At 67.3% G+C, this 19507-nt stretch carries 14 protein-coding genes; 10 read left to right on the top strand and 4 right to left on the bottom strand.

Annotated features, from left to right (window positions below; all coding sequences use genetic code 11):
* Window positions 1-57: 57 nt before the first annotated feature.
* Together F467_RS0104945 and F467_RS0104940 are read left to right on the top strand one after the other, a co-directional pair.
* Window positions 58-2151 carry an ATP-binding protein gene (locus F467_RS0104945; RefSeq protein ID WP_018138554.1) on the top strand — a complete coding sequence of 698 codons (2094 nt, stop codon included), beginning with the start codon at window positions 58-60 and terminating at the stop codon, window positions 2149-2151.
* Entirely contained in the window at window positions 2135-3928 is a 1794-nt protein-coding gene (locus F467_RS0104940; RefSeq protein ID WP_018138555.1) for a bifunctional diguanylate cyclase/phosphodiesterase, read from the top strand. Before F467_RS0104945 ends, F467_RS0104940 begins: the two co-directional genes overlap by 17 nt.
* 48 nt (window positions 3929-3976) lie before the next feature.
* Here F467_RS0104940 and parC read toward each other — a convergent pair whose 3' ends face one another.
* Window positions 3977-6238, bottom strand: coding sequence for a DNA topoisomerase IV subunit A (gene parC / locus F467_RS0104935; protein WP_018138556.1), 2262 nt, complete (start codon window positions 6236-6238; stop codon window positions 3977-3979).
* A 108-nt stretch (window positions 6239-6346) separates the two neighbouring features.
* On the opposite strand from parC, the gene F467_RS0104930 reads away from it, so the two are divergent.
* Window positions 6347-7771 carry a phospholipase D-like domain-containing protein gene (locus tag F467_RS0104930; protein ID WP_018138557.1) on the top strand — a complete coding sequence of 475 codons (1425 nt, stop codon included), beginning with the start codon at window positions 6347-6349 and terminating at the stop codon, window positions 7769-7771.
* 84 nt (window positions 7772-7855) lie between these two features.
* Entirely contained in the window at window positions 7856-10747 is a 2892-nt protein-coding gene (locus tag F467_RS0104925) for an EAL domain-containing protein (protein WP_018138558.1), read from the top strand.
* Between the two features lie 11 nt (window positions 10748-10758).
* Here the strand turns inward: F467_RS0104925 and F467_RS0104920 are convergent, their stop codons facing one another.
* Window positions 10759-12486 (bottom strand): diguanylate cyclase domain-containing protein, encoded by a 1728-nt coding sequence (locus F467_RS0104920; RefSeq protein WP_018138559.1) that lies wholly within the window; start codon window positions 12484-12486, stop codon window positions 10759-10761.
* 270 nt (window positions 12487-12756) lie between these two features.
* On the opposite strand from F467_RS0104920, the gene F467_RS0104915 reads away from it, so the two are divergent.
* Entirely contained in the window at window positions 12757-13122 is a 366-nt protein-coding gene (locus F467_RS0104915) for a DUF3293 domain-containing protein (protein WP_018138560.1), read from the top strand.
* A 37-nt stretch (window positions 13123-13159) separates the two neighbouring features.
* On the opposite strand, the gene F467_RS0104910 is transcribed toward F467_RS0104915, so the two are convergent.
* Entirely contained in the window at window positions 13160-13630 is a 471-nt protein-coding gene (locus F467_RS0104910; protein ID WP_018138561.1) for a CopD family protein, read from the bottom strand.
* Window positions 13631-13777: 147 nt separating this feature from the next.
* Between F467_RS0104910 and F467_RS13795 the strand changes: the two genes are divergently transcribed.
* The gene (locus F467_RS13795; protein WP_018138562.1) at window positions 13778-14827 is read left to right on the top strand and encodes an SO_0444 family Cu/Zn efflux transporter; all 1050 of its coding nucleotides are present in this window, start codon (window positions 13778-13780) and stop codon (window positions 14825-14827) included.
* A gap of 9 nt (window positions 14828-14836) precedes the next feature.
* Complete coding sequence (locus tag F467_RS13790; RefSeq protein WP_018138563.1) at window positions 14837-15499, top strand: O-methyltransferase; 663 nt, start codon at window positions 14837-14839, stop codon at window positions 15497-15499.
* Between the two features lie 27 nt (window positions 15500-15526).
* Here F467_RS13790 and F467_RS13160 read toward each other — a convergent pair whose 3' ends face one another.
* Window positions 15527-15850, bottom strand: coding sequence for a hypothetical protein (locus F467_RS13160; protein ID WP_018138564.1), 324 nt, complete (start codon window positions 15848-15850; stop codon window positions 15527-15529).
* Window positions 15851-16058: 208 nt separating this feature from the next.
* Between F467_RS13160 and F467_RS0104890 the strand changes: the two genes are divergently transcribed.
* The 3 genes from F467_RS0104890 to F467_RS0104880 all read left to right on the top strand — a co-directional run bounded on the left by F467_RS0104890 (window position 16059) and on the right by F467_RS0104880 (window position 19501).
* A complete protein-coding gene (locus tag F467_RS0104890; RefSeq protein ID WP_018138565.1) occupies window positions 16059-16628 on the top strand; it encodes a hypothetical protein in 570 nt (189 codons plus the stop codon).
* A 77-nt stretch (window positions 16629-16705) separates the two neighbouring features.
* On the top strand, window positions 16706-17239 hold the full coding sequence (locus F467_RS0104885; RefSeq protein WP_018138566.1) for a cytochrome c: 534 nt from the start codon (window positions 16706-16708) through the stop codon (window positions 17237-17239).
* 204 nt (window positions 17240-17443) lie between these two features.
* Window positions 17444-19501, top strand: coding sequence for a bifunctional diguanylate cyclase/phosphodiesterase (locus F467_RS0104880; protein WP_018138567.1), 2058 nt, complete (start codon window positions 17444-17446; stop codon window positions 19499-19501).
* Window positions 19502-19507 lie beyond the last annotated feature (6 nt).

Below are 19507 nucleotides of genomic sequence, written 5' to 3'. Positions count from 1 at the left end.
CTCCCATCAACGCCATTCTTCCCGCATACTGCCAGGCCATTCCTACGGTCCCGGCCGATGCCCTCCGCACCCTTGCCCGAAAACGAGCAGGCACGTCTGGAGGCAGTGCACCGCCTGCCCCTGGAAACCAGCGACCACGACCTGTTTCGGCCGCTGACGCGGCTCGTCGCGCGCCACTTCGACGTCCCCATGGCCACGGTCACGCTGGTCGACGAGCAATGCCAGTGCTTCATCGCGCCACAGGGTCCGCTCGGGGCCGGCACGGAGCGCAGCATCTCCTTTTGTGCACACGCTCTGGCCCGGCCGGATGAACTCCTGATCATCGAGGATGCCACCGCAGACCCGCGTTTTACCGACAACCCGCTGGTCCTCGACGAGCCCGGCATCCGCTTCTACGCCGGGATCCCGCTGACACCCGAGCCCGGGCTTGCAGTCGGCAATCTGTGCATCATCGACACGCAACCACGCCGCTTCCGTTCAGAGGAGGCGACGGATCTGCGCGAATTCGGCGAAATCGCCACCTCGTTGCTGCGCGAGTACCTCGCGCGCCGCGACCTGGGGCACAGCCGCAGCGCACTGGATGCTCAGGGCCAGCGTCTCGCCGCCGTACTCGAAACGGCCGCGGCCGGCATCATCCAGATCGACCACACTGGCCATATCGAGCAGTTCAATTCGGCGGCCGAACGACTGTTCGATTACCCGGCGGATCAAGTCCTCGGGCACAACGTATCCATGCTGATGCCGTCACGCTGGGCCCACGAACACGACGACTACCTGCGTCACTACCGCGAAACGGGGCAAGCGCGGGTGATCGGCAGCGGGCGCGAGGTCGAAGGGCTGCGCCGCGACGGTTCCACCTTTCCGATGCAGCTCGCGGTCAGCGAGGTTCGAATCGAAGAGCAGCCCCACTACATCGGTATCGTCACGGACCTCACCGACCTGCGCGAGAGCCAGCGCCGCGAACTGGCGGAGGCCGAACGGGCCAATCGTGCCAAGTCCGAGTTTCTCTCAAACATGTCCCACGAGCTGCGCACCCCACTGAACTCCATCCTGGGGTTCTCCCAGCTGATGCGGGCCGACCGGGCCCACCCACTGCCCGAGCGCCAGCAGCGCCAGGTCGAGCACATCGAGCGCAGCGGACACCACCTTCTGGCCCTTATCAATGACATCCTGGACCTGTCCCGCATCGAGGCAGGGCAAATCGCGTTGTCACTGGAGCCTACGGATCCCGCCATGACCCTCGCGGAGTGCCGCGGCATGATCGAGGGCGCGGCCAGCGAACGGGGCATCCAGCTGGACTTTCCGCCTCCGGAACCCGCCCTGCCCGCCGTACAGGCCGACCGCACACGGCTCAAGCAGGTACTGCTGAACCTGTTCAGCAATGCGATCAAGTACAACCGCGACGAGGGCATCGTGCGCGTCCACGTGACCCCCATGCCCGACGGACGCGTGGAATTCCGTGTCCGGGACACCGGCCTGGGGATCCCCGAAGACCGCCGCGCCGAACTGTTCCGGCCCTTCAGCCGCCTCGGGCACGAGACCGGCGCCATCCAGGGCTCCGGAATCGGACTGGTCATCACTCGGGAGCTGGTGCGACACATGGGTGGCGAACTCGAATACCGAAGCCAGGAGGGCGAAGGCACGGAATTCTTCTTCACCCTGCCCATGACCAGCGCCGCCGAGCGTCCAGCGACCCAGGAACACACAACCCGGTCGCTCGACGATGCACCGAGAACGGACTTGTGCCGGCGGGTGCTGTATGTCGAGGACAATCCAGCCAATGTCAGCCTGATGCAAGAGATCCTGGCGCTTCGCGACGGGATCGAACTACAGACGGCGGGAAGCGCTGAGGAGGGCCTGATGCTCGCCCGGGAGAACCCCCCGGATCTGGTGATCATGGACATCCACCTGCCCGGGATGAGCGGGACCGCGGCCGCCCGCCTCCTGCGCGCGCGTCCGGAGACCCGGGAGGTCCCGATCATCGCCCTGAGTGCCGATGCCACGCGTGAGGCCGTCGATGACGGGAACCAAAACCCGGATTTTGTGACTTACTTCACGAAGCCCTTGGATATAGCGCGGTTCCTCGCGGCCCTCGACCCACTGCTCGAGCCTTCCGCGAGTCGCACGGACGCCGATGATTACACCCGCTGACAGCCCCCGCGATGCCCGCATTCTGATCGTGGACGACAACCGGATGAACGTGGATCTGCTCGGGGCCATCCTCGAGGGGGCCGGGTTCCGGGATGTCGCCAGCGAAACCAGCGGGGAACGCGCGGTGGAGCGCTGGCGCGAAGAACCCTTCGACCTGGTGCTGCTGGACATCCGCATGCCCGGTATCGACGGCCACGAGGTGATGCGCCAACTGAACGGCGACCTGGCGGAGGGCGACTGGCTGCCGGTCATCGTCCTGACCGCGCAGATCGACCCCCAGACCCGGGAACAGGCCCTCGCCGCCGGGGCGCTGGATTTCATTACCAAGCCGTTCAACACCACCGAGGTGGTGCAGCGGATCGACAATCTCCTGCGGGTCCGGGCGCTGCACAACGCCGCCCACGATCGCGCCGAAGACCTGTCGCGCAGCCTGGCCGACCGTGTGCGCACCCTGCAACGCACCGAACAGGACCTCGAGCACCTGGCCCACCACGACCCGGCTACCGGCCTGCCAAACCGGCATTCACTGCTGCGTTTCATTGACGGGACCATCGAGACCGGCAGCGCCCTGGACCTGGTCATGGTGCACGTCCGTGGTCACGAGGCAGTGGAACGTCTTGAGGGCTATGCCGCGGCCGACCTGATGCTGCGCGAGATCGGCCAGCGGCTGCGCCTGGCCCTGGAAGATCAGACCCCGGGGCGAGTACTGTGCGGCATCTGGGGCAGTTCCACATTGCTGCTCGCCGTGGCCAGCAGCGAGAGCATTGCCACCAGCACCCTGCAGGACTGCCTGGATGCCTCGATGGCGCACCTGCGCCTGGGGCGCTACGAGATCACCCCCAGTGCCTCCGCCGGACACGTCCGGGCCCCCGATCATGGTCGCGACACTGAGGAACTGATCCGCCGGGTCTCGCTGACCCTGGCCAAGGGCGAACGCCGCGGGAGCGAGTGGCTCAGCTTCGACCCCGTACTGGAGCAGGCTGCACGCCGACGCCACCAACTGGAATACGGTCTGACGGTCGCCCGCGAGCAAGACCAGTTCCACCTGCTTTACCAGCCAAAGATCGAGCTCGCCAGCGGCTGCCTGGTCGGGTTCGAGGCCCTGATGCGCTGGGAGCATCCGCGTCTTGGGCTCATCTCGCCGGCGGAGTTCATCCCGCTGGCGGAGAACACCGGGCGTATCGCCGAGCTGGGAGAATGGGCCCTGCACGAGGCACTGGCCGCCGCCCGCCGCTGGCGCGAGGCCAGCGGGCACTGCCCGCCGATCGCGGTCAATGTCTCCACCCAGCAATTCGCCGCCCTGACCCGATCCGGCAGATCGCTGGTGGATGCAGTGGAAAGCGCGCTGAAGGCCAACGGCCTGAACGGCAGCGCACTGGAGATCGAGATTACCGAGACTGCGGTAATGCACGACGTGGACGCGGCAGTAGAGGAACTTCGGGCCCTTAGGGCCCTCGGGGTATCGATCGCGATTGATGACTTCGGTACCGGCTACTCATCGCTGGCGTACCTGCGTCGCCTGCCGGTTACGGCCATCAAGATCGACCGCAGCCTGATAGACGGCGTATCCGCGAACCCGAGCATGGACACTCTGGCCCGCGCCATCCTGTCGGTGGGGCGCGGGTTCGGCCTGACCACCGTCGCCGAGGGCATCGAGACCGAGGCCGACGCACGACACCTGGCGAAGCTCGGATGCCCGATTGGCCAAGGATACCTCTACCACCGCCCGCTCGCCGAGACGGACGCAAGCGGTCTGCTGGGCCGAGCCTGCGCCTGACATCCAGCCGCTCCCCCGCGCTTGGCGGTAGACGGCCACGCTTGCCAATCAGGCGCTGCGCACTTCCAGGCGATCGGCGTTCTGGTAGCCGCGCGGCAGCTGGCGCCCGCGCCGGGCGCGCTCGCCCACGTACTCCGCCCACTCCGTCGGGGCCAGCGCCTTGAAGCGCTTGCCGGCATGCACGACCAAGGTGTCCTGCGGGCCCAGCACGGCCACGCCGAGCACCCGCTCGGAGCCGTCCTTGAGGGCGGCGGACGGGATGCCAATCAGCTTGTTGCCCTTGCCGCGCGCCAGTTCCGGCAGCTCGGTGGCCGGGAACAGCAGCAGGTAGCCACGCGTGGTGACGACGGCGATGTGATCCTCGTGCGGGTTGCGCACCGAGGCCGGCTGTAGCACCGCCGCCCCGTCGGGCACCGTGAGCACGTTCTTGCCCGCCTTCTGCCGGCCCAGCAGATCACCCAGCTTCGCGACGAAGCCGTAGCCGTGATCCGAACCCAGCAGCCAGCGATCTTCCTCCGCCCCGGTGGCCAGGCCGACAAAGCGCGCACCCTCCGGCGGGTTCACACGGCCGGACAGCGGCTCGCCCTGCCCGCGCGCGGACGGCAGGGTGTGAGCGGGGATGGTATAGGTGCGGCCGGTGGAGTCGATGAACGCGACCGGCTGGTTGCTGCGCCCGGTGACCGCGGCCTGGAAGGCATCCCCGGCCTTGTAGCTGAGCCCCTGGGCATCCACGTCGTGACCCTTGGCCGCGCGTGCCCAGCCCTTCTCCGACAGCACAATGGTCAGCGGCTCGGTGGGCACCAGCGCGGACTCGTCCAGTGCCTGCGCGGCAGCGCGCTGGACCAGCGGCGAGCGGCGCTCGTCGCCGTAGTCCGCGGCGTCCTTCTCGATCTCGCGGCGCACCTGGGTGCGCAGGCGACGCTCGGACCCAAGGGTCTTCTCCAGCTGATCGCGCTCCTTGGCCAGTTCGTCCTGCTCGCCGCGGATCTTCATCTCCTCGAGCTTGGCCAGGTGGCGCAGCTTCAGCTCCAGGATCGCCTCGGCCTGGATGTCGGACAGGCCAAAGCGGCTCATCAGCTCGGGCTTCGGCTGGTCGTACTCGCGGATGATCGCGATCACCTCGTCGATATTGAGATAGGCGATCAGCAGGCCTTCCAGCACATGCAGCCGCGCCTGCACCTTTTCCAGGCGCCATTGCAGGCGCCGGCGCACGGTCTCGATGCGGAAGGTCAGCCATTCGCCCAGCAGCCCGGCCAGGTCGCGCACCTGCGGACGGCCGTCGAGGCCGATCACATTCATGTTCACGCGGTAGGTCTTTTCCAGGTCCGTGGTCGCGAACAGATGCGCCATCAGCGCCTCGACATCGACGCGGTTCGAGCGCGGGGTAATCACCAGGCGGGTCGGGTGCTCGTGGTCGGACTCGTCGCGCAGGTCCTCGACCATCGGCAGCTTCTTCGCGCGGATCTGGCTGGCGATCTGCTCCAGCAGCTTGGCCCCGGAGACCTGATGCGGCAGCGCGGTCACCACGATGTCGTCACCTTCGCGTTCATAGCGCGCCCGCGCACGGATCGAGCCCTGGCCGGTCTCGTAGACCCGGCTCAGCTCGGCGGGCGGGGAGATGATCTCGGCCTCGGTGGGAAAGTCCGGCGCCGGCAGATGCTCGCACAGCTCCGCGACAGTCGCCTTCGGGTGCTCCAGCAGATGCACGCAGGCCGCAGCCACCTCGCGCAGGTTGTGCGGCGGGATGTCGGTGGCCATGCCCACGGCGATCCCGGAGCCACCGTTCAGCAACACGTTCGGCAGCCGGGCCGGCAGCACCTTCGGCTCGTCCAGCGCGCCGTCGAAGTTCGGCACCCAGTCCACCGTGCCCTGCCCCAGCTCCGAGAGCAGCAGCTGCGCATAGCGCGACAGGCGCGATTCGGTGTAACGCATCGCGGCGAAGGACTTGGGATCGTCCGGCGAGCCCCAGTTGCCCTGCCCGTCGACGAACGGGTAGCGGTAGGAGAAGGGCTGCGCCATCAGCACCATCGCCTCATAGCAGGCCGAGTCGCCGTGCGGATGGAACTTGCCGAGGACGTCACCGACGGTGCGCGCGGACTTCTTGTATTTGGCCGTGGCCGAGAGCCCCAGCTCGCTCATCGCGTAGATGATGCGGCGCTGCACGGGCTTGAGCCCATCGCCGATGTGCGGTAGCGCACGGTCCAGGATCACGTACATGGAGTAGTCCAGGTACGCCTTCTCGGTGAAGTCCTTCAGCGGCAGCTGCTCGCCACTGTTGGCGAACAGGCTGGGGGTCTCGATATCGGTCATCGGCTCTCTCGAAGGGCGAATGGATCACCATGGCGGCCTTTTACCGCTCGCCCGGCCCGCGTACTGTAGCGATCACACCGCCACCATTCCATTCCCGGGGAGAATGCCGTGCTGGGTACCGGCTGGATTGCCAGTATCACTGCCGTCGCCGCCTTTGCACTGGCCGCCGCCAGTGTGATGCACGCATTGCTCCAGCGCCGCGAGACCGGGACCGTGATCGCCTGGGTCGGGCTGATCGTACTGCTGCCGGTGGGGGGCTCGATCCTGTACTGGATGTTCGGGGTCAACCGCATCCGCCGCCGCGCCCACGCCCTGCGCGAGGGCCATCTGCTGGTCGACCCCGCGGCGCGCGACGCCGACGGCCCGGGCATTCCGCCCCGCTGGAGTCGCCTGCTGGGCTGTGGCGACCGGCTCGCGCCGTTTCGCGCCAGCGCCGGCAATTCGGTCCGACCGCTGACCGATGGGGACCAGGCCTATGCGGCGATGCTCGAGGCAATCGACCGCGCGTCCCGCAGCATCACCCTGGCGACCTATATCTTTGACTACGACGTGGTCGGGCAGCGATTCGTGCGCCACCTGAAGGCCGCCCACGACCGCGGCGTCGAGGTGCGCGTCCTGATCGATGGGATCGGCGCCCGCTACAGCCGCCGCAACACCCTGCGCTTCCTCAAGCGGGCCGGCATCCCGGCCGCCGCCTTCATGCCCGTACACCACCTGCCGCGGACGCTTGCGGCGTTCAATCTGCGCAATCACCGCAAGATGCTGCTGGTGGATGGCGAGCACGGCTTTACCGGAGGCATGAATATCCGTCGCGGCCACAGCGCGAGCGACCCGGGCCCACACCCGATTCAGGACCTGCACTTCGAGGTCCGCGGTCCGATCTGCCTGCAGTTGCAGCGGGTGTTCGCGGAAGACTGGCAGTTCAGCACGCAGGAGGCGCTGGAGGGCCCGCCCTGGTTCCCGGAGGAGACGCGCCTGGCAGGTGCCCAGTTGTGCCGCGCCCTGCCGGACGGCCCCGATGAAGACTTCGAGGTGCTCAAGTTCACCCTGCTGGCCGCGATCGCGGAGGCGCGCGAGCACGTTACCGTGGTCACGCCCTACTTCCTGCCTGACCTGGAACTGCTGGGGGCGCTCAAGGCCGCGGCCCTGCGCGGCATCGAGGTCGATCTACTGCTGCCGGAACGCAACAACCTGCGCCTGGTCGAGTGGGCCGCCCGTCCGCTGCACGGCGAACTCCTGACCCGCGGCTGCCGCATCTGGTTGACGCCGCCCCCGTTCAATCACTCCAAGCTGATGCTCGTCGACGGGGAATGGGCCCTGGTGGGATCGGCCAACTGGGACCCGCGCAGCCTGCGCCTCAACTTCGAGTGCAACCTGGAATGCGTGGGCCGCGACCTGGGGCAGCAGCTAGCCGACTGGGCCGAGGATCTGCGCTCGCGCTCCCACGCGCTGAGCCTGGAAGATGTCCACGCGCGCACCCTCCCCGCCCGCCTGCGCGATGGCGCCGCCCGCCTGCTGACTCCATACCTGTAGCCCCCCGGCTGCGCGCAACCCACTCGCGGTTGTGCTTAACTTGTCGATAAGGAAAGGGATTTCCGTCGCAACAGGGGGGCGGCCATGAGTGGTCCACTGATCGCAGCGCTGTACCTGCTTGCCGGGCTGTGTGTCTACGCCACAGCCAGCCACCTCCTGCATGCGGCCCACAGCCTGCGCCGCGTGGAACACCTGCTGTTCGCCGCGATGTGCCTGTTGATGACGGGCGCCGCGTTCAGCATTGCCCTGTCCTACCAGGCGACGTCCATCGAGGCCTATGCTGGCCCAATCAAGGTGTACTACGCCCTGATTGCCCCCGTGTATGTACTGTTCGCGGCCTTTATCGCCCGCTATACCGAGACCCCGGCACGCGGCCTGCTCGCAGTCCTGGGCGTGCTAATGCTCGCCGTCTGGATCGCGAACACGCGCCAACCGTACGGGCTGCAATTGAGCGAGATTTCCGAGCTACGTACAGTCGCCATGCCCTGGGGCGAAACACTGTCGCTTGGGATGGGGCCGCCGAGCCCTTGGTTCCTGCTGGCTCTGGCGGGCCTGCTACTGGTGTTCGGCTTCGCCCTTTGGGCACTGCTGCGGCAGTGGCGACGTGAAGGAGGCAGCGGCCCGCTGATCCTTTTCGCAGCGATCATTGTCTTCCTCGCGGCCACCGTTCAGGGCGCACTGGTACGCCTCGGCATCATCGAGTCCGTTCCACTGGGGGTGTTCGGTTATCTGGGCATGATCCTGGTGATGAGCCTGGTGCTGCACCGGGAGACTCAGGAGCGCATCCGCGAATCCGAGCACCGCTTTCGCGACCTGGTGCACCAGGCCCCGATGGCCGTGGAGGTCCTCACGCCCGAGGGCCGGGTGCGCCAGGTCAACGCGGCCTGGGAGGCGATGCACGGCCGCAAGGGCAAGCGCGTGCAAGATTCCAGCGTGCTGCATCTCCCAGACACTATCGACGGACGCATCACCGACGCGATCCGCGCCGCCGCGCTGGGCGAGCGGCAGCTCGTCGGCCCGTTCGCGTATCACGCGAGCTCCGACCCCGCGGCCAAACAGGCGGGCAACCGCTGGCTGAAGGGCTGCGTCTATCCCCTGAAGAACCACCGCGACGAGGTGCAGGACATCGTCGTGATGCAGGAAGACATCACACTGGCGCGCCGCAGCGAAGACGCACTGCGCGTGATCGCTCAGGGTTTTCGCGCCCACGACCGGGAGAGCTTCTTCCAGAACCTTGTGCTTCGGCTAAGCGAGGTCTTTCGCGCCAACTATGCCCTGGTGGGCATCAACATGGCGGACAGGCCCGGTTACGTCGAAACCGTCGCGCTTTCCCAAGATGGAGAACTCGGGCAGAACATCCACTATGCCCTGGCCAACACCCCTTGCGATGAAACACTAACGAGCGGTCTGTGCGTCTACCCGGATGGCGTTCAGGAACTGTTCCCACACGACCACCTCCTCGTCGAGATGGAGGCACGCAGCTATCTCGGGGCCCCCATGCTCGACAGTCAGGGACGCGAACTCGGACACATCGCGGTCCTGAACCGCTACCCGCTGGACGAAACCGAACAGGCAGCGGGCATCCTCGAGATCTTTGCCGACCGGGCAGCGGCCGAACTCGAGCGACTGGAAGGTGAGGAGCACATCCGGCGGCTCGCCTATCACGATCCGCTGACCGGACTGGCCAATCGGATCCAGTTGCACGACGCCCTAACCCAGGATCTGGACCTGGCACATTACGGGGGCCAGCATGGCGGGCTCATCCTGATCGATCTGGACCATTTCAAGACGATCAACGATGCCCTGGGGCACGCGGTCGGTGACACCGTGCTGGCCGCGGTCGCCGACCGCCTGCGACAGAACGCGCCCGCACAGGCCCTGGTGGTGCGCCTGGGCGGGGACGAGTTCGCCACCCTGATCCATCCCCGGCGCGCATCGCGCCAGGCGATCGAGGCGACGGTCAACGACGCGGCCCAACGGCTGCTGGATGCCCTGCAGCACCCGATCGTGGTGGGAGAGCGCACCTTCAGTGTCGGCGCCAGCCTGGGCTGCGTGCTGTTCCCGGACGCGGGGCAGACCTCATCGGATGCCTTGCGCCATGCCGACATCGCGCTGTACCAGGCGAAACGGACCGGACGCGGCGGGGTGCAGTTCTACCGCCATGCGCTGCAGGACGAGGCCCGTGCACGGCTGCAGATCGAGGAGGGGCTGCGCCAGGCCCTGGCGAATCACGAGATGCACCTGAGTTACCAGCCGCAGTTCGATGCCCAGGAGAACCTGATCGGTGCCGAGGCGCTGCTGCGCTGGACACACCCCGAGCTGGGCTCGGTCGGGCCGGCGCTGTTCATCCCGATCGCCGAGGAGACCGGGCTGATCCACCCTATCGGGACCTGGGTGGTCGAACATGTACTGGAAAATCTGCGGGACTGGCGCGCGCGGGGTCTGCCGCTTCCGCCCCACGTGGCCATCAATATCTCGCCCTGGCAGCTGGCCCGCCCCGATTTCGTCGAGCAGCTCAGGGAGCGCGTGCAGGCCGCCGACCTGGAACCCAGCCGCATCACCCTGGAAGTGACCGAGTCGGGACTGCTGCGTGACCTGTCCGATGCCATTGGGAAACTTCGGGTGCTGCGCGAGTTCGGCGTCCAGGTGGCACTGGATGACTTCGGCACGGGGTATTCGTCTCTGGCCTACCTGCGCGATCTGCCACTGGACGAACTCAAGATCGACAAGTCGTTCATCGATGAACTCGTGGACAAGGGCGAGCAGATGCTCATCGAGAACATCCTCGATATCGGCCACAACATGGGCCTGCGCGTGATCGCCGAGGGCGTGGCCCAACAGACCCAGCGCCAGCGGCTCCTGGCACTGGGTTGCACGCATTTCCAGGGATTTCTCTACGGCCAGCCGATCGCGGAAGACGAGTTCCCGGCCTGGCTGGAACGAAACTCCAGCCAGGCAGCGCAACGCCAGAGCTGACCCAGCGCTGACTACGGGGCTTCCAGCCCAAGACCGCAGCCCAGCGGCCCGCGCCGCCGATGCCGTGTGTTCGACCGGCTGGCGAGGCTGGTATCGACCTGCTCGTACAACACGATCCCGCCGCCCCCGGCCTCCTTGGCCGCATACATCGCACGATCCGCCTGCAGCAGCAGACCTTCCGCGTCGGCACTGTCATGCGGGTACAGAGCTGCTCCCATGCTCAAGCCCACCTGCACGGCCTCGTGGTTGACCTCGATGGGCTCGGCAAAGCGTTCGATCAGCTTCAGACCGACCCCGAGCAAGGCATCCGGGCCATCCATGTTTTCCAGCAGAATCACGAACTCGTCTCCCCCCATGCGGGCGACCACATCGCACTCGCGCACCCCCTCGCGCAGACGCCCGGCCACCGTCACCAGCACCACATCGCCCGCGTCATGGCCAAGCCGGTCATTGATTGGCTTGAACCCGTCCAGATCGCAGACCACCAGGGCCAGCCCCGTGTTGTTGCGCTGGGCACGGCGCAGCGCATGGCACAGGTGCTCGTTAAAGAGACTGCGATTGGCCAGCCCGGTCAGCGAGTCATGATGGGCCTGATGCCACAGGCGCTCCTCCGAGGCCTTTTCCAGGGTGACATCCCGCACCATCCCCAGGACCTGCAGGGGGCGGCCGGTGTCGTCACGGGCGATCTCGCCTTCCACGCGCACATGGCGCACCCCGCCATCCGGCCGCACGACCCGGTGATCGACACGATAGACCGCTTCGCTGGCAAGGGCCTGGTTGATGGTCCGGCGCACGCGGGTGCGGTCATCCGGGTGCACGGCGTGGATGTAGGACTCGAAACCCGCCTCGTCCAACCCGGGGTCCAGCCCGAACAGCTCGAACACATGAGCGGACCAGTTCAGCTGCCCATTGCGTATGTCCCAGTCCCAGAACCCTGCGCCCGCACTGCGCTGCGCCTCCTCCAGGCGCGCCGTGGTCTCCTCGAGCTCCGCCGTTCGACGCGCCACGGCGGCCTCGAGACCCCCCTGGGTCTCGCGCAGGCGCGCCTCCACTCGTTCGCGCTCGCGCAACTCGTCCTGTAGTGCCTGGTGATTGCGCTGCAGGCGGTGGCGTACGCGAGCCCCCAGCAGCATGATCAGCAACGCCGCCAGACCGGTGGCCCACAGCATCCATTCCTGGCTTTGTTCATGGCGTTGCGCCATGACCTCGATCGCACGCGTATTGTCCCGGTGGAAAGCCTCCAGTATGCGCTCCATCTGACCCAGGACTTCTTCCTGCACCGGCATCAAGTCGGCATACAGCATGCCCAGGGCCTCGTTACGGTCCCCGACCAGGGCGAGATCGACGATGTCTTCCAGAAGCGGGGCGCCGATGGAAGTCAGCTCGCGCAATTCCTGCATGCGCTGGCGCTCCGCGGTCTCGGTGGTCTGGGCCTCCGCCGCCGCCAGTGTCTCCACGAACTGGGGCGCGAGGTCGCGAAACTCCCGGTGATAGCGCTCCTGCAGGGCGGTGTCCTCCGCGCTCACCACCAGCGATGCGCGCAGCACACGCTCGCGCACCAGGCTGCGCATGCGGTGGACATGATCAACCCTCTGGATGTGTTCTTCGGTGAGGGTCTGGATATCCTGCTGCAGGTGTTGCACCCGCAGCCAACTGAACACCGCGATCGCCGCGACCAGCAGAATCACCAGCGCAAACACGCTGGTGATTCCCGGGACACGCGGGCGATCGACGGACACGATCAGCCCACCGACCTTCCGGCTGCCAGTGCCTTCGCCCGCGTGATCGTCGGATCGTCACCGACCGTCCGGCAGGTCTGAGTCCAGTCCTTGACGCGCATGCTGTCTCCCTGTGTGATCGTGAGTCCGCACGACCACACGCGAGAGTGCCCCGGGATGGCGCCAAACTCAAGAGGGGACGGGACACCCATCGATAACCCCGAGACCCGGGCGGCGCTGTCCCGGGCCTACACTGCCACGCACTATTGCATCGAGGCCCCCGGGCAGACGTTGCTCCTGCGCATCGGTCAGCGCGATCCGCGTCTCGAGGCCGCCGTGCAGGCACAGGGGGTGAAGCAGGCCAGCTTGCTGACCGCATGGAACCCGCGCAGCGACCCCCTGCCGGAACCGGAGAACCGCGCACGCCAGGCCCGTCTCGAGCGCGAGCTGGCGCAGGCCGGCTGGCGCTGCTGGCCCACGGTCCACCGGGACCCGGCCGGCCGCTGGGCCGACGAACCCGGCTGCTGTGTGCTGGGGATGGGCGCCGCCGAGCTGGATACCTGGATGGTCGGGTTCGACCAGAACGCGGCTGTGGTAATCGAACCTCCCGGCACGCCGCGTCTGGTCTGGCACCCGGCCCTGCGATCGGCCGGCTGAGCCCCGGCCTCTCCCGACTGCCCGACCGGCAATGACCCTACTGCGGCATCAGCGGACCACCGGAGGCCACGATGATGGTGACCAGCCCGATCAGGGTGTTGATACCCACCAGCCGGCGGATCTGGCCCAGACGGCGCAGGCCTTCCGCGGTGTCACTGGCCGCGATCGCCTGGCGCATACGGCGGTACGGGGCGAATACCACATGGGCGAAGATCGCCATCATGATGAGGCCCAGCGCCAGCATCGTGTGCACACTGGGATGCACGCTGTCCATGCCGCCAAACACCAGGAAGATCATGTGGAAGCCGGTGATCAGCAGCGCCACGACCGCCGCCCACACCCAGGGAAAGAAGCGCTGGAACACCTCTTCCCACAGGCGCAGCCGCGCCATGTCGTCGAGCTGCCGTGCCGCCGTCGGCCGCAGGAACATCCAGGCGAAGAACATCCCGCCAACCCAGATCACGACCGCCAGCACGTGCACCACGGTGGCCAGTGCATACCCTTCCATATTCCGCTCCTTGTCCGTTTCGGATGATTCCGTGGCGCAGTGTAGCCGGGCACAGCGGACTCTGCCGACCCCTGTCTCGCCAGTCACCATCCGGCGCTGCCCTCGCGGACTCTTGCAGCGGCGACGTCCCAAGACGACGATCGACCAATGATCGCCGCGATCCTGAGCGCTACGCTGGAACTCGCCCTGACGGCCGCCCCGTGGCTGCTGCTGGGCCTGGCCGCGGCCGGACTGGTCAAGGCCTTCCTGCCAGAGGCGGTGCTGCAGCGCTGGCTGGGCGGCACGGGTCTGGCACCGACCGCCCGCGCCGCCATTGCCGGGGCACCCTTGCCGCTTTGCTCCTGCGGGGCGATCCCGACCGCCCTGGCACTGCACCGGGGCGGCGCCGGACGGGGCCCGACCACGGCGTTCCTGATCGGTACCCCGGGCGTGGGCGTCGACTCGGTGGCGATCAGCTATGCCCTGCTCGGCCCCCTGATGACCGTCGCCCGGGTCGCCGGCGCCGTGGTGACGGCCATCGCCACGGGCCTGCTGGTCGGGCGCACGCGCGCTCCCGCGGCGCATGCGGACAATACGCGGACGTCACAAGACTGCTGCACCGCGGCTTCCTGCGATGGAGGGGGCTCACCATCCGCCACGGCGCCGGGCCCATGGACGCGCCTGCTGGAGGGCCAGCGCTACGCATTCGGCGACGTGCTGGATGACATCCGTCTCTGGCTGGTGATCGGACTGTTCGTTGCCGGGGCGCTGCTGGCCCTGGTGCCACCGGCCGCACTGGCGGAATATGGCAGCGGGCTGCCGGCAATGCTGCTGCTCGCCGTGATCGGCATCCCGATGTACCTGTGTGCGACCGCGGCCACCCCCATCGCGGTCGCCCTGCTGGCGGCTGGAGTTTCTCCTGGCGCCGTGCTGGTGTTCCTGCTGGCCGCCCCGATCACCAGCCTGGCGACCCTGGGGGTGTTCCGGCGGGAACTGGGCAACGCGGCCCTGAGTCTTTATCTATTGGGGATCGGCGCCAGCACCGTGGCGCTCGGGCTGGCACTGGATGCCGGACTGGGCATGAGCGGGTTGAGCCCCGCGATCACCCCGGGCAAGGCCACCGAATGGATACCGCCCACCGTCGAATGGGTGGCGCTGGCCGTGCTGGTGGTGCTCGCCCTGCATCCGCTACGCTGGCGCCTGCCTGCCCATGCCTAAGGAGCCGTGATGTCCAACCGTTCAATCGGGCTCGATGACCGCCTTCAGGCCTATGTACTGGATCGCTCGCTGCGCGAGTCCAGCCTGCTTGCGGAGCTGCGCGCCGAGACCGCGGGGCTGCCGGAGCACAACATGCAGATCGCCCCCGAACAGGGACAGTTCATGGCCCTGCTGGCGCGCCTGGTCGGGGCCCGGCGCTACCTGGAAGTCGGCACCTTTACCGGCTACAGCGCGCTGGCGGTGGGGCAAGCTCTCCCCGACGACGGCGAGGTGGTCTGCCTGGATCACAGCGAGGCCTGGACCGCGATCGCCAGGCGCTACTGGGACCGGGCCGGTCTGGCCGCGCGCATGGACCTGCGCCTGGGCGATGCGCGCGCCAGCCTGCGCCAGCTGGAGGCTGAAGGACAGAGCGATCGCTTCGATCTTGCGTTCATCGACGCCGACAAGACCGGTTACCCGGAGTACTTCGAGGCCTGCCTGCGACTGGTCCGCCCGGGCGGACTGATCATGGTGGACAACACCCTCTGGCATGGTCAGGTGGCCGACCGCGACTGCGATGACGAAGACACCCGGGCCATCCGCGACTTCAACCAGGCGCTGCATCGCGACGAGCGCATCGACCTCTCGCTGGTACCGATTGGTGACGGCCTGTCCCTGGCGCGCCGCCGCTGATCGTCAGGCCGCGCGCGAATCAGGCGATCAGCGACAAAGCCCGTCGCCAGACAACCCCCGGCGACAGATCACGCGCCGCTCCACCCCGGTCACCGCCCAGCCATCGTCGCGTTCACGAAGTGTCAGCCGGTATTCATGGTCGCGCACGGCGTCATCGCGCAGGTTCTTGACGAAGACCTCGGCCCGCTCGCGGCGCTGATGGTGGATCTCCAGACTGGAGTAGTCCGTACCCAGGCCCTCGCGCCAGCCGCTGGCCTCCACCCAGTCCATCACCGCGCCCCCCGGCGTGGCGGCCGGTTCGAGCTCCGGGATCTCGAGCGTCTTGCGCTCGGTCGGCTGCGGCTGGAACACGTCCGTCGCTCGCTTTTGCTCAGAAGGGAATGGCGCACAACCCGCCAGCAGCCCGCCCAGCAGAAGCGCCCCGATTAGTCGTCTGTCTATCATGGCTGGTACCCCATCACGTGTCTCGCGTCGCAAATCCATCATCCACTGCAACAAATTCCACCGCACGAACGTCTTATCATCACATGACCACAAGCCCATTCCCACGGGGGATACGATGATGGACCACATCCGCACGACAGGACTCGCCCTGGTGGCCGCGGCCGCGCTGGCACTCAGTGCGCCGCTCGTGCTGGCCGAGGAGCAGGCCGCCGAGGACGAAACCGCAACCGAAATGGAAGAGCTGCGCGACGACTGGGCGCAGACCCGCGAAGAAATCCAGGCCGATGCCGAACGCGACGACGAAGCAACCCGCTCGCGCACCCGCGAAACCCTGGATGCAATGGACCAGCAGCTCACCACCCTGCGCGAACGCACGCGCGAGGGCTGGGATGACCTGAGCGATGCCACCCGCGAGCGCCGAGAACGGGCCTACGACGGACTGGTACGCGAACGCGACAACCTGGCCGAATGGTCCGCCGAGACCCGCGAACGTTCCTCCGGTGCCTGGCAGGGTGTGCGCGAAGGCGCCCGCGATGCCTGGGGTGGCGTTCGCGATGGCTCGCGCAAGGCCTGGGGCTCCGTTCGTGATGCCGTCCGCGGGGATCGCCCGCCGGCCGAGCAAGGCGAACCGGGCACGCAGGAAAATCCCGCGGACCCGGACGACCCGGCGATGCAGACGAATTGAACCAACGGACGGACTGAAATGGTACTCGTCACAATGAGGGTTGAATGAAGCCAAGCCGACACGGACGCCGGCCCGTCATGTTCCTTCCGGCCCTGGCCGCGCTGCTCGCCGGCGCGGTCCTGGTCGGTTGCGACGGTCTGCCAGGCCTGGACGCGACCCCGGAACACCACCAGCGCGACTGGGACAACGAGACCCTGCAATACGGCGAACGGCTGTACATGCAGAACTGCGCGGTATGCCACGGCGAGAATCGCGAGGGCGCGGAGAACTGGCGCCAGCGCGACGCGGACGGCTACATGCCGCCCCCGCCCCTGGATGGCAGCGCCCACACCTGGCACCACCCCTACTGGCAGCTCAAGGACATGATCCGCTACGGCGCCGAAGCGCGCGGCGGGGCCATGCCCAGTTTCGAGGACACCCTGTCCTACGACGACGTAGAAGCGATTATCGCCTTCATACAGGCGCAGTGGCCCGACGAGATCTTCGAGGCATGGATCCGCTACGACCAGAACCACCCGACCCAGGAGGCCTGGGAGGAAGAGATGGGCGAGCCCTGGGTCACTCACGTATCCGATCCGCGCAACCCTTCGACCGGGCACGAACATCACTAAACAGTGCTCAACCGGGACCTCACGCAAGCCACACCGCCCCCAGGAATTACGCTCACTCGGGAATAGCCGCTAGCGCCACGGCGTCTGCCGAGATAGCAAGCCTCAAACGGGTTATGATCCGCCGCGTTCACACCCAGGGTATGGAAGACCGGGGAAGCCCATGCATGACGCAGCCAGTGGTCGCCGCGAACACGGAAACCACCAATGAATCGCCGCCGTAGCGACGTCCTCCCGGACGAGGAGCGCGCGCGCCTCGAGGGCCTGATTCGCGAGGAACGCGAGGCCCGACGACATGCAGAATCCCTGGCCGACACCCGCCTGCAGGACCTCTACGCGAAGCAGCAGCAGATCGAACTGCTCAACACGATTGCCTTCGCAGCCAATCAGTCCGACTCCATCGCCGAAGTCCTGCGCACGGCCCTGAATGCCATCGGGGAGTTTCTCGACTGGCCGGTCGGCCATGCCTACCTTGCGCGCAAGAGTTCAGATGGCGAACTGGAGCTGGGCCCGACGGGCATCTGGCACCTGCGGACACTCGACCCGGTCGAGGCCTTTCGTGAATGTACGGAAGACACGATCTTCCGTTCCGGCCAGGGCCTGCCCGGCCGCGTTCTCGAACAGCGTGCCCCGGTGTGGATCGAGCACCTGGATCAGGACCCCCATTTCCCCCGGCGCGCGGCGGCGGCCTTGAGCGGCCTGCGCTCGGGCTTCGCCTTCCCGGTCATGGTCGGGCACGAGGCCGCCTGCGTACTGGAATTTTTCGCCGCCGAGACCACGCCCGAGCAGCCGGAGGTACTGGCCCTGCTGGCACAGGCCGGTGTGCAACTGGGGCGCGTGGTCGAGCGCAACCGCCACGCCGAACGGCTGATCCACCACGCCTCCCATGATCCGCTGACGGGCCTGCCGAACCGGCGGCTCTTTCACGACCGTCTGGAGCACGCGATCGCGCGCTATGCGCGCGAGCCGGAGTCACTGTTCGCCGTGCTGTTCGTCGATCTCGACCGCTTCAAGCTCGTCAACGACAGCCTCGGCCACACGGCCGGCGACGAGCTGCTGGCCCAGGTCGGCCAGCGTCTGCTGACGACGCTACGCCAGAACGACACGGTTTCTCGTCCCGGCGTTGACCACAATGCGCGACCGGACGACACCCTCGCCCGACTGGGCGGTGACGAATTCACGATCCTGCTGGAGGGCCTGCACGAACCGGTGGATGCGCTGCGCGTCGCCGAGCGCCTGCAGGCCGTCCTGCACGAGCCCTTCGCGGTCGCCGGCCAGACGGTGTATGTCACGGTCAGTATCGGCATCGCCACGCGCCCCTATGGCCAGGCCTGCCCAGTCGCCAGTCCCGATCAGGACGGCCCGAGCTGTGCCGAGGATCTGATGCGCGAGGCGGATATGGCGATGTATCGCGCCAAATCGCTCGGCAAGGCCCGCTGCGAGTTCTGCGACCCGGGCATGCAGACGCAGGCGCTCGAGAGCCTGCGTCTGGAGACCAGCCTGCGCGAGTCGGTGGAGCGCAATGCCTTTGTCGTGCATTACCAGCCGATCATGTCCCTGGCGGACAATCGCATTACCGGGTTCGAGGCCCTGGTGCGCTGGGAACGGGAAGGCGAACTCCTGCCCCCGGATCGCTTCATCCCGATCGCGGAGGATGCCGGGCTGGTCCACCTGATCGACATGCAGGTGCTGTATACCGCGTGCTGCCAGCTACAAGCCTGGAATGCACAACGCAGCGGCCCGCCGCTGACGATCAGCACCAACCTCTCCGCGCGGCAGCTCACCCGCCCCGAGCTGGTGGACGAGGTCGCCACGATCCTGTGCGGTACCGACACCCCGCCGGAACAACTGCGCCTGGAGATCACCGAGACCGCAACGCTGGGCAACCTCGAAGAACTGATCGCCACCCTGAAGGGACTGAAGGCCCTCGGCGTCAGTCTGGCGATGGATGACTTCGGCACGGGCTACTCGTCGCTCAGTTATCTTCACCGCCTGCCGCTGGATATCCTGAAGATCGATCGCGCCTTCGTGGCCGGGCTGGACCGCGACGAGTACAGCCAGCGCCTGGTGCAGACCGTGATCAACATGGCGCGCAACCTCGGCCTGGAGGCGGTCGCCGAGGGCGTCGAGAGCAATACCCACGCGGCCACCTTGCGCGCACTGGGGTGCACCCGAGCCCAGGGGTACTACTACTCCCGCCCCGTACCCGCCGACCGGGCCGGCGACCTCCTGGTTGCCGATCAGCTCCCGCTGGTCACCACCTGAGCCCAG

The organism is Thioalkalivibrio sp. ALJ12, assembly GCF_000378305.1.
Lineage (GTDB): Bacteria > Pseudomonadota > Gammaproteobacteria > Ectothiorhodospirales > Ectothiorhodospiraceae > Thioalkalivibrio.
The sequence above is the reverse complement of the archived record's forward strand: the minus strand, read 5'-3'. Positions and strand labels throughout refer to the sequence as shown.